The sequence below is a fragment of the Candidatus Woesearchaeota archaeon genome, assembly GCA_021734105.1.
GTDB lineage: Archaea > Nanobdellota > Nanobdellia > Woesearchaeales > SKGA01 > SKGA01.
This window is the reverse complement of sequence record JAIPJP010000016.1, coordinates 16,779-27,567: the sequence shown is the minus strand read 5'-3', so window position 1 is coordinate 27,567 and position 10,789 is coordinate 16,779. Positions and strand designations below refer to the sequence as shown.

The 10,789-nt window shown below is 35.5% G+C and carries 19 protein-coding genes; all 19 read right to left on the bottom strand.

What is annotated here, in order from left to right:
- A partial coding sequence (locus K9M74_03840; GenBank protein ID MCF7799011.1) for a phage tail tape measure protein occupies positions 1–1,845 on the bottom strand: 1,845 nt, incomplete at its 3' end.
- 181 nt (positions 1,846–2,026) lie between these two features.
- On the bottom strand, positions 2,027–2,359 hold the full coding sequence (locus K9M74_03835) for a hypothetical protein (protein MCF7799010.1): 333 nt from the start codon (positions 2,357–2,359) through the stop codon (positions 2,027–2,029).
- Positions 2,359–2,697 (bottom strand): hypothetical protein, encoded by a 339-nt coding sequence (locus K9M74_03830; protein MCF7799009.1) that lies wholly within the window; start codon positions 2,695–2,697, stop codon positions 2,359–2,361. Before K9M74_03830 ends, K9M74_03835 begins: the two co-directional genes overlap by 1 nt.
- A gap of 44 nt (positions 2,698–2,741) precedes the next feature.
- Positions 2,742–3,215 carry a hypothetical protein gene (locus tag K9M74_03825; GenBank protein MCF7799008.1) on the bottom strand — a complete coding sequence of 158 codons (474 nt, stop codon included), beginning with the start codon at positions 3,213–3,215 and terminating at the stop codon, positions 2,742–2,744.
- Between the two features lie 54 nt (positions 3,216–3,269).
- Positions 3,270–3,731: a hypothetical protein gene (locus tag K9M74_03820; GenBank protein ID MCF7799007.1), complete on the bottom strand. Its 462-nt coding sequence runs from the start codon at positions 3,729–3,731 to the stop codon at positions 3,270–3,272.
- A gap of 34 nt (positions 3,732–3,765) precedes the next feature.
- On the bottom strand, positions 3,766–4,128 hold the full coding sequence (locus K9M74_03815; GenBank protein ID MCF7799006.1) for a hypothetical protein: 363 nt from the start codon (positions 4,126–4,128) through the stop codon (positions 3,766–3,768).
- A gap of 28 nt (positions 4,129–4,156) precedes the next feature.
- A complete protein-coding gene (locus K9M74_03810) occupies positions 4,157–4,531 on the bottom strand; it encodes a hypothetical protein (GenBank protein MCF7799005.1) in 375 nt (124 codons plus the stop codon).
- A 2-nt stretch (positions 4,532–4,533) separates the two neighbouring features.
- Complete coding sequence (locus K9M74_03805; GenBank protein ID MCF7799004.1) at positions 4,534–5,016, bottom strand: hypothetical protein; 483 nt, start codon at positions 5,014–5,016, stop codon at positions 4,534–4,536.
- 1 nt (position 5,017) lies between these two features.
- Complete coding sequence (locus K9M74_03800; protein MCF7799003.1) at positions 5,018–5,251, bottom strand: hypothetical protein; 234 nt, start codon at positions 5,249–5,251, stop codon at positions 5,018–5,020.
- An 11-nt stretch (positions 5,252–5,262) separates the two neighbouring features.
- Entirely contained in the window at positions 5,263–5,415 is a 153-nt protein-coding gene (locus tag K9M74_03795; protein ID MCF7799002.1) for a hypothetical protein, read from the bottom strand.
- A gap of 5 nt (positions 5,416–5,420) precedes the next feature.
- On the bottom strand, positions 5,421–5,657 hold the full coding sequence (locus K9M74_03790; GenBank protein MCF7799001.1) for a hypothetical protein: 237 nt from the start codon (positions 5,655–5,657) through the stop codon (positions 5,421–5,423).
- A 2-nt stretch (positions 5,658–5,659) separates the two neighbouring features.
- Positions 5,660–6,055, bottom strand: coding sequence for a hypothetical protein (locus K9M74_03785; protein ID MCF7799000.1), 396 nt, complete (start codon positions 6,053–6,055; stop codon positions 5,660–5,662).
- Entirely contained in the window at positions 6,056–6,937 is an 882-nt protein-coding gene (locus K9M74_03780; GenBank protein ID MCF7798999.1) for a hypothetical protein, read from the bottom strand. It lies immediately after the preceding gene.
- Positions 6,937–7,674, bottom strand: a complete 738-nt coding sequence (locus K9M74_03775) for a hypothetical protein (protein ID MCF7798998.1) — start codon at positions 7,672–7,674, stop codon at positions 6,937–6,939. Before K9M74_03775 ends, K9M74_03780 begins: the two co-directional genes overlap by 1 nt.
- A gap of 45 nt (positions 7,675–7,719) precedes the next feature.
- Positions 7,720–8,526, bottom strand: coding sequence for a phage major capsid protein (locus tag K9M74_03770; GenBank protein MCF7798997.1), 807 nt, complete (start codon positions 8,524–8,526; stop codon positions 7,720–7,722).
- Positions 8,527–8,542: 16 nt separating this feature from the next.
- Positions 8,543–8,875, bottom strand: coding sequence for a DUF2190 family protein (locus K9M74_03765; protein ID MCF7798996.1), 333 nt, complete (start codon positions 8,873–8,875; stop codon positions 8,543–8,545).
- Between the two features lie 44 nt (positions 8,876–8,919).
- Positions 8,920–9,387, bottom strand: a complete 468-nt coding sequence (locus K9M74_03760; GenBank protein MCF7798995.1) for a hypothetical protein — start codon at positions 9,385–9,387, stop codon at positions 8,920–8,922.
- A 74-nt stretch (positions 9,388–9,461) separates the two neighbouring features.
- Positions 9,462–10,364, bottom strand: coding sequence for a hypothetical protein (locus K9M74_03755; GenBank protein MCF7798994.1), 903 nt, complete (start codon positions 10,362–10,364; stop codon positions 9,462–9,464).
- Between the two features lie 55 nt (positions 10,365–10,419).
- Positions 10,420–10,698 carry a hypothetical protein gene (locus K9M74_03750; protein MCF7798993.1) on the bottom strand — a complete coding sequence of 93 codons (279 nt, stop codon included), beginning with the start codon at positions 10,696–10,698 and terminating at the stop codon, positions 10,420–10,422.
- Positions 10,699–10,789: the final 91 nt, after the last annotated feature.

Genomic DNA, 10,789 nt, shown 5'->3' with positions numbered 1-10,789 from the left:
AATAGTTTTGAACACATTTACAAGTTTGTCTGCTAATGCTTCAACTCCTCCACCTGTAGAGAAATCTTCTATTGCTTGCTGAATATTTCTCACTACATTTGTAAGATCTAATCTTTCTGCAATTGCCCCACCAATTCTGATAAACGTAGTTGTTACTGTATCTTGTAATTCTTCTAAAGCAGATCCTAAATTATTTAGGAGCGTTTTGTTTAATGTTTGAGCATCTTGATTTGTTGCATTAATATTAGCTAAAAAACTTTCAAAATCTTGATCAGTAAGTTGAATTATTTTTCTAAAGTCTTTTACAGCATCTAATGGTAAAAAATCAGATAATACTGCTTCAACAGATTCACTATCTAGTCCAAGATTTGTTACTTCATCTCTAAGATTTCTAAATATATCTCTAGCTCTTTCGTCTAGTTTTGCATCAGTTAATGCTTTGTCTAATCCTTCTGGAACTTTTGTTGCATCTGCTACAAGTTTCTCAAATGTGATCCCGAATGCAGATGCGAAACTATCTTGTGCATCAATTGCTTTTCTTAAACTCGCTTCGTCGAGGAGTTCTGTTCTTATTTCAGTTGCGGCTATTGTATTGAATAATCTGTCAAATTCTTCTATTTCTTTTGTAAGTGTTAAAAATGATCTTGCACCTCTAACTTTGAAGATTTGAACCAATGCCATTGCCCTTTGGATTCTTGATGCATCCACTTCATTGAAAGCATCATTAAGTTGTTTAGCTGTATCTCTTAACCCTATAAAGTCTTGAGATCCTTCCTGGACTTGTTTTCTTAATCCTTCAAAAGTTGATTCTTGTGCATCAAGAGCATCTCTTAATTCTTTATTTTTCAGTCTAGCATCATCGAAACTATTTTGTAACGCAGTAAGACCTGATGATAATCCTTCAAATCCACCTGCATCTTTAGCAAGACCACTTAATTCTCTTTTTGCTTCTGCAAGTTGAGATCCCAAATTAGCAACTTCAATATCACTCTCTCTTACTCGATCTCTTAGTAAATTAAATTCGTCTTTTGTTGCTCTAATAGTTGCACTCGCCGCTTGACCTGCCTCATCAAGTGAAAAGAATTGTACTCCAAGATCTTCCATTACTTCTGCAGATTTGGTTGTTGGATTAAGCAATTGTAACATCGCCTGATTTAATGAAGTTCCTGCAATACTTCCTTTTAAACCAACATTTGCTAGAGTTCCAAGAGCTGCACTAACCTCTTCTAAACTAATTCCTAAACTAGAAGCTAATGGGGCAACGAATTTTAGTGCTTGACCAAGATCTTCGAGTGTTTGAGCTGAATTGGTAAATGAAGTTGTTAAGATAGTTGCTACTCCATTCATGTCATCTGCTTCTCTGCCAAATGCGTTTAGAGCGGCAACAGAAATATTAACTGCTTCAGCAAGATTTATGTTACCTGCAGTTGCTAAACCCAATGTTGATTCAGATGCTTTTAGAATTTGATTTACAGAAAAACCAGCTTTAGCAAATTCTTCAAATGCTTCTGCTACTTCTTGTGCAGAAAAAGCTGTGCTAGAACCAAGTCTGAACGCTGTGTCCATTAAACTCTTAAAATCTTCTTCTGTTCCACCTGCCAGAACTTGAACTCTTTTAATTTGCCGATCAAACTCTCCAAAACTCTTGATGGCTTTAACCCCAAGTGCTACAACGGCACCTGTGATTGCAGTAAAGCCGAGAACTAGTGCCTTATTGACTTTGTTAAAAGACTTCCCAACAGATGATATTTTAGAGCCAAGACTGCCTAAACTTGAATTAATCCTGGAGACAGTAGGTGAGACCTTATCTTCTCCTGTAAATTTGATTCGTACTGATTCAGCCATGTCCTTTCACTCATAGTTTATCACCTGTCCTCGCAGGAAGCATTCTAACGCTTCTTCCTTGCCTGTCTATTCTTTTCCTTCACGTCTTCATTATATGCTGAAATCATGAAATTAAATTGGTCAATCGTTAAATTATTGATCTCTTCCCAACTCATTCCATAGTGCCTCAGAAGTACATAAACTAATTTGCCTTCTGAGGATCTTGAAAACGTTCAGCTTCACTCTTAGATGCCTTATCTAGTCCTGAGTGTTCAGAGATTTTATCTCCTAATTCTCTAATGACTCCTAAAGGCAATCTATCCACTTGATCGTCAGGAAGATCAGTTGATGCTTTGATCATTTCTCGTGTGAGTTCCATGTCATCATTTTTTGTTTTCTTTCTGATTTGGTTCATTACACCAAAATCAATTTTGCTGATATCAAACTCAACCACTCCATCTTCAAAGTTTACTTCAACTTTCTTTTTCTCTTTAGATTTCGCTAAGAGATCTTGCATAGTATATTTTCTTGTCATTAAGCTCCACCTCCAATAGTCTTAACTTTCGGTTCTTTAGGGGAGTGTTCCTCGACACTCTTTTGTCTATTCATTATCATAGACAAATTGTGTTCTAAAGCTTTGATTCTTGTGTCAAAGTTTGACATCAATTCAAAAACTTTAGATCGGGAAAGTAAAAGTTGAATACCTGCAGGAAACTTGTTCCCAGCATTAACCTTACACCACTCTTTGAAATCATCTACCACATCCTTATGGATATGATATATGGTGATGTTTCGGAAGTCTTGCTGTTCCAGTTTTTCCTTTGGGTCGACTTCTTTACTTTCCTTTTCCTTAGTTTTGTTTTCCTCTGTCATGAGTATCATCTCGTCATGCCTTTGCCTTACTCAATTAGTCAAGCTTATGGTGTAGCTTTCTTTATTGTGGTAATGGTCACATCGTTTGGTTTTACATTGAAGCTAAAACTTTCTTCAAGTACACCTTCTGCTTCGTTGCTAAATTCGTGGTCTGTAGCAACACAATCAACGCACTCAATTTTTACATCGTTGCCATTAGCATCTGTGTATTGAAATGTTGCATTGAATTTGGTTCTTGTAGATCCAAGTGTAACAACATTTGTTTCATCCCCTACTGATGGTGTGTCTGCAGTAGTGTCTACTGTTCCAAACAACTTCGCAATAAATGCATGATCATCTGTGATAAGACTTAACTTACCCTCAACAAGATCCAATGGTTTTTCATCAAATATGGTAAAATTACCAATGGTCTTGATCTGTTCAATATCTGCCTTAACAGACAGACTCCATTCAGTCACATTTTTAGACTGAACACTATCTATTGATATGTTTCCTTGAGTTCCAAAAAATAATGTCATTCTTAATCATCCTCCATGTTGGTTTTTTTGTTTTGCATTTTCTTTTTCTGAAACTCAATCAATTATGATTCGTGTGAACCTTATCGTAATTTGCTTTCTCATAATGCCCTCGGCAACTTCACTATTAATTGTCTTCATACTGACTCTTTCGTAATTGTTCAATCCATCAGATGCCAGTTGATTTTGATTAATTCGTAATGTGTCGGCTATTTCTCTTGCGATAGCATCTCTTAGCTTAGTTCCTTCAAACTGTTCTGTATCCTTTTCATAGATCACTCCAGCTTTAACCCATACATTGATATCTATGTCAATGGTTTGTTTTTCACTTTTAGTTCCAACAGTTACTTTTGATGCTGGCTCGTCTGCATCAGTTACAGAAACTCTTGGATAAGATGGATTACCTAAGTTTACATTTGGAAAGTCTGGATAAATCCATTCACTAGAACGAGAAGTATTGTAATCATACAGATTGCTTCTTAGCAAATCTTGAACTATTATAATTGGTTCTTTGTCCATTGTTTGACTCCTCGCTCTTGAAGATACCCAAACTTTACTGTTTGAATCGCTTTTTTGCTTTCTCAACCACTTCTTCTCCCACGCTTGGGAAATTGTGATTTACAGCATTTCTCATGAAATGTTTTGCAGGTATTGTTCGAGTTCCTTCTTCTTGGAACAATCCGTAAAACACTCCATCGGCAATATATCCTGTGACTTCATCTTCAAAGCCTACATGCAAAGATGCGGCTAAGATCCCTGACTTTTTAGGGCAGTCATCGAATGCATCAGAATGAATCTTAGGAAGCACTTTCCTTATCGATTCGTGAACATCTTCCTTAAAGCCCTTATCGGCAAAGGAGTCCACTTTCTTTCTGATTCTTGCCAGGTCAGGACTCTCTATTTTGATCTTGACCATAGAACTAAATCATGTTTTTTTCTTTATATTATTTCAGCCTAAGATGTAGCACCTTGTACACCACTGTATCACCAACTGTGTGATTAGTATTTTTGAGGATCTTATGTTCAATTCCACCTTTTAGTATTGTATCTGTTTTTGAGTCGATGATCAAAGTTCCATTTTCATAACTTGATTTTGTGAAACACTTAATGTCTCCTATGTTAAAGCCTCCTTCAGGTCTAAAGTTTTCCTCTTCTCCAGTTATTTCTTGCCAGATTACTTTGATAATTGTATCTTGATTTGAGTCCGAGATTAAACTTCCATAATCAGGATCAACTGTAGTGGTTTTTCTTCTTAGAGTTACATCTACTCCAAGATCTAAGTCCACTATTTTGTCAAAGTCTTCTGTATTAATTTCCATTTTTATCCTTGAGGTGAGTTGTCTCCATAGTTAGTATTTGGAGATGGATCTCCATGTGTAACAGATGCACCTATGAACGATTTCTTATCATCTACTTTGAGATACTCTTTTAATGTTAGGAGACTTTCTTTTGCACTGATCTCATAAACTTTTATTTCTTTGATAGAAGATGCTTCTAAGTTTTTCTTGTCTACTGAGAACTCCCCAACTCTATATGAAAGTCCTGAAGTTGTGGCTAGACCAGCTCCACTTATCCTAAGTAATAATTTAATGACTGCAAGATCTGTAACAATTTGTTGGACTGTTGGATGCAATGGATCTGTCTCTTCAAAACCAATTCCTATTTTTTTGGTAGATAAATCAATGAAGTTACTTGCTTCTTGAATCCATTGAATAATCTCTGCATCAGTCACGTCTGTATCAACGTGCTTGTTACCTATCCTGGATTTTACTATATCTATTGTTGTGTATTCTTTTTGAACCATTTTACTTCTTCTCTTTTTGGATTGCCTTTTCAATTCCAAGTAAAGCTGAAACTACAAGTCCAATGTATAGAGTATATTCTTGTGGGAAGATCTCTGGATTGTTTTGTAGAAATTCTGCACTGAATTGAATAAGTGTCAAAAGTATAGATGCACCTAACCCTTTAAGAAATCTCTTTGCACCTAGCTTGAATCTTAATTTCCAATCGTACTCTCCATTCACATATACGTTTGTCATAATTATCCCTCCTATGTTTGTTTTTTGAATACAGCAATTATTTTACCGTTCCACAATTGGTTCATGAATATCAGCTCCCATCCACTGTTACCTAAATTGTTCAAAGCTAATTCTGAAACATCTTTAATTCTTCTTTGTACAACTTTGTATTTCCAATTAGCCATCTTGATTACCCACCTGCTGGTTCAACTTCTATACTGTTTATTGATGTTCTTTTTTCAACAGCCATATGTGACTCATCCTCGTTGAGTTCGATAAAGATTTCTTTTCTTTCGGCAACACCCAAATCTTGTTCAAGCCACTTGATGACGAGTCCCCTATCATCATGGCTCTTTAAGATCAGAGAGTTAGTTACATAATTAGGTCGGTTTTCAATTTCATCTATTTTTTCTTGAACTGTTACCATGATTAATCACCTTTCAACCTGTATCTTATGATGCCTCCTTTGATTTTTCTATTACCTGAAAGTTTCTTCACTTCGACTTTGATTGAACTCTCAAAGAATAAAGGAGTTGGATATGAATCACAAAAAGAATTACTTGCTGTATTCATGAAAGTGTCTTGTTCATCTTTTGTGAGTTTGACTTGGTTCTTGAGGTCTTCAAGATTAAATTCATAATATGTTTCTCCATCAATTGTTACCTTGACCACGACATCAGATAAGTTATTGAATGAAAGTTTCATCATGTCTATGAAACCCTCATGGATAATTTCAAAGATAGTCAAGTAATCTGTGGTTAAGTCTACTTGGGTCGCGGGGTTGTATAATTCTATTTTTCCTTTGTATGTTTCAACTGTTGCCATTTAGTAATACCCCTGCCATCTGGCAAACACCAATCTTGCTCCAGCATCCATTCTTCTTCTATGGAGAACTATTCTTTTTGTTCCATCACCTGTAACTTCTTCATTAAGATCAAAATTCACATTGCTAATATTTGAGAAAGCTATAGAGATAAGACTCCAATTTACATGACCATCGCTTCCTGTTGCGTCTTCTCCATTATTGTCTAACCATAATGCAACATATGATTCTTTTGCTCTATCTTCAGATGATCCAAGTAGCTTCTGAATTCTAATAATCTCCCCATTTGGGATTATATAATAATCATAATCGGCACTATTTCCACCAACATCATTAAACTTGGTTTGTTTAACTTCAGTTGTACCTATAGGTGGACTTGGTGGAGGTAATGCAACAAGCATTCTTCCAGAAGCATCAACAAAAACTTTCTTGCTTGAGTCAGTTGCATCTTCTATTTTTACTGATCCAAGCAGTCCGTTCCCACTGGTAGCGCTTACTAATAATCTTCCATTTGCATCCACTTTAGCTTTTTTATCATTGTCAATTGGATCTACAATAATGGTATCATTTGCTCCCTGCTGTTCAGTTTCAACGAGAAGTCTTCCAGAGGAATTGACTTTTGCTTTCTTATTTGGATCAATTGGATCAGTAATTATTGCATCGGGAGATATAACAAGATTCGTGTCAACAAGCAATCTTCCGTCTGAATTAACTCTTGCTTTATAGATAGCCCCACTTCCATCTTTTAACATGATCTCTTGAAGAGGATTAAGTTCATTTACGTTGATACTTCCATCTGTTTTGATAGTTAATGCTTCAGCTACTGTTTGAATAGCTTTGGTAGCTTCTTTCAATTGTTCAAGTAATTCAATTTCAACTCCCATTATTGAATCACCACCACAGCATTTCCATCTGTTACAACAGGGACAACTCTTTCTCTAAGTAGGAATCCTTTCTGATCTTTCCAATAATCAACGTGATCTTTAATTTCAACAGGCACTCTTTCAATAAACAGTCCTGCGTGATCTTTATCTAGAATGATGATAGTCCCTTTTGGAACAGATGAATTGATTATGACATCCATAGCATATGATTGAAGTTTTTCTTTTAGTTCTTCTCTTTGTCTTAATGATTCTGCTATGTCTGGGTTAATTACTAGCTTATTTGGCGTATATTTATGATCTTCTAAGAACTTCATACCTTCATGAATATTCTTTATTAGAGGGGTTTCTTTTACGCTTGGGTGGCTCTCTGCACTTATGGTCTTTCCAGATCCTGCAATAAGAGTTTCTATCACAATTTGATTTTCTATATCTGCAAAATGAAAACATTCTTTGAATGATTTTTGCATGATATATCCAAGATCATTATCTTCGAAACTTTCAGAAGAGAAAAGAAGAGGTAATTTTAATGTAAGTGGAAAAGCAATTACTGTATCAACTTCAAATAAAGAAATAGGGGCAGAGCCAAGAATAGGAACTATCGCTCCATTGACTCCTTTAATTTTACTTATCTTAGTTGCAGATCCAGTTGATAATGGTTGCAGTTTAAGGAGAGCAGGACCTAAACGAAACTTATTTGTTTCTACTATTATCTGAGATTTTACACTAATTAAATCCATAGGTCACCCTCCATAGAGAAGATAAAAAAATGTGATCGGTTAGGATCACAAAATCATCTTCGCTATTGCATTGTCATCAAGGACTGCTGGTGCTACTCTTTCAGTTAGTGTAACTCCACCTGCAAGATCTCTTAATGGATCTTCAAAGTTCTTCAACTTCAGAGGTCGTCTTTCAACTAACACAACTGCTCTGCTATCCAAAGCAATAACAGAACCTGCTTCCACAGCTGTAGTTTCAAGAACCCTTAATCCAGAGACATTACCGATGATTCCATCTTCGTCAAGTCTATCAAAAGCCTTATAGCCCTTGCTAATAAGATCTTTCTCAAGCTTAGCGATATCATCAGGATGACCTACTAAGAACTTGGCTTTGTAGTTATTCTTGTTGACAGCATTTCTTAGAGTAATAACGTCTTCCTGGACAAACTCTCCTGCAGTCTTTGGAGATACAGTGTTTGTAGTATTACTTATTACTCTGAAGATTTCATCATCTTCTTTAGCAACAACATCTTCTGTTGCCATATCTGCTTTTAGTTTAATCACGTCAAAAGCTGAATCTTCGATAGCTTCTGATGGAACAGCAAATGCTTTTCCAATCTTATATGGTGTGATAACCACATCACCAAATGTACTTACATCTAGTGGGATTTCTCCAAGTTCAGGAATAACATACGCTTTTCCTTTACCCATCTTAGGGATTTTTATTGAAGAGCCCTCGCTCAAATTTATTAATCGCAAGATTTGACGACCAACCCTTTCTCTTGTAGCAACCTTGAACACATTAGCGTCAATGATTTCTTTAATGATAGGTGCCGCATCTTGTGTTGAAAACAGTTCTTTCATTGATTTCATTGTGATCTTTCCTCCTCTATTTGATTATTTTAACAGGAATCTTTTTCACAACGGAAGTTCCACCTGCACTATTGTCGATTTTCTCATACGCTTTTGCTACGGATACTCCTGTATTCAAAGCAATTAACGTATTTGCATCTTTCAATTCCAATGCATCGCCAACATTCACTGTCTCTGCAGCTCCAACTTCTACATCAAGGTAGAAAGTACCAATACATGCTAATGAAATTGGATTATTCGCTAACGAGTCTCTGATACACACTCCTAAAGTGTCTGCACCTGCCACAGCTGGTTGTAAGTCAAGACCTACAAACTGTCCTTTGGTAAGATCTGCTGATGCCATTAGCATACTTGGACTCTTACCTTCATCAATTTGAATATCGTATGTCATTTTTATTCAGCCTCCATCCCAAGTGCTTTCGCAATCTCCTGCTTAGCATCCTTATGTTGATTTGAATTATTGACAAGAGTCTTTCTGTCACCAACACCTTTGTGCAGTTCCATCATTTTCTCTGTCTGTTTTGCATACAGATCAAAGCCACCTTTCTCGTCAAGTTCTCTTAGTTCTTTTAGTCTGTCTTCTTTTGACATTTCTAAAATTCCAAGTTTCTCTTCTGACTCAATCTGTTTCTTTAGAACTTCATCACGAGCTTCTTGCTTGATCTGTTTTAGTTCTTCAACTACTGCAGTGTGTTGTTTAGACAACTCCTCGTGTTTTGCAGTAAGTTCCGAAATTAACTTGTCTTTTTTATCAGACTCTGATTTTAATTTATCAATCTCGGAGTTTTTGGCATTAAGTTCATCTGAAGCTTTCTTCAGTAGGACTTTTGCCTGTTTCAATTCTTTTGGTTCATCATCCATTGTAAAATCTCCTCCATAGGTTTTTCTATTTGCTTTGACTTTCGCATACCATATGCAGGACAGTCATCCAGAACTCAATTTTTTACAGGCTTAATCTTAGCATCTTTACATGCTGGGTCATCAACTAAACTTAATTCCTTAAACTCAAGATTACGAGCCACAGGTTTACCATCAACCTCATCTTTATCTATGAGTACGCCGACACTAACAGAATCAATAAGTTTGTCGAGTAACTTTTGTGCAATCTCTTCATCGGTTACGATTGCTTCAAACTCGATCCACTTTTTCTCAGGAACATAAACTGATTTGATTACTTTTCCAACTATATCTCTTGAACTTGATGAGTGATCTATTCTTAATGGTCTTCCTACAAGACTTTTACATCCTTTCTCAAGTTCTTTAGCTGGATAAAATATTCCGTTCCATTCTCCCTCACTGATTGCTACACCTAATATTCTTAGTTTAGTTCCTTCTTTTAGAACATGGAGAATTTTAACGTCATCAATAGTTACATACTGAAGATTTTTGAGATCTTGTCTTTTATTATCTTCAATGACTTTTTTACCTTTAAGCCAATCTTTAGCTTTGTCCATAGTCCAATTGTATGGATCTTTCTTGTTGAATCTGAAACTTTGTAAAGCTAAATTTGCTCTTGTACTATCCTTTAGAAATCCGACTATAATTGAGATACCATTTCCAAGATTACGTCTCTTTAATGAATCTCCAATAAAAGATGATGGTTCTTCTAACATGAATGAAATCTCATTCTGTGTTTCATCAAAGACTTCTAGATCTTGTTTTGGTTTTTCTTCATCAAGATCTTGCATGATCTCAATGAATTGATTAATCTCTTCTGACGTAGAATAATTATTGGCGATGAAACTATCAATAATATTTTTAGAATCGTATGAATCTTCTATTGTCTTATCTAGTTCTTCAATAAAACTATTTATCTCTTTGATAAGCTCATCTGTCATAGATAAAGAAATCTATTTTTTTCTTTATATTATTTTATTAGAGTGTACAGAAACCTTATTTTTCCAGCTTAGCAAGCATACTTATTCCTTTTTTATTGATTACAAATAATTTACCATGATGATCCTCTGGGTTAAAACAATCAATTAGCTTAAACTTCCATAACTCATTTAAAGTAAAAGAAGATTGTGTAATATCTACTTTCTGCTCCTTTTTAACATCAGTTGCAGTTAGTGGCTTTTCAGATTTAGCAAGGAACTTTAGAACTTCGATCCTTCGATTGCCTCTTTTAAGCCAAGAGTAGGTTTTCCAGTCAAATGATAAATTTATTGTCATAACTAGAGAATAACTAAATCACAACTAAAAACAAACTCGAGAAATATCGTTATCCCTAAATGATAGCAAAGTATTTAAAAAAGGTAAGCGC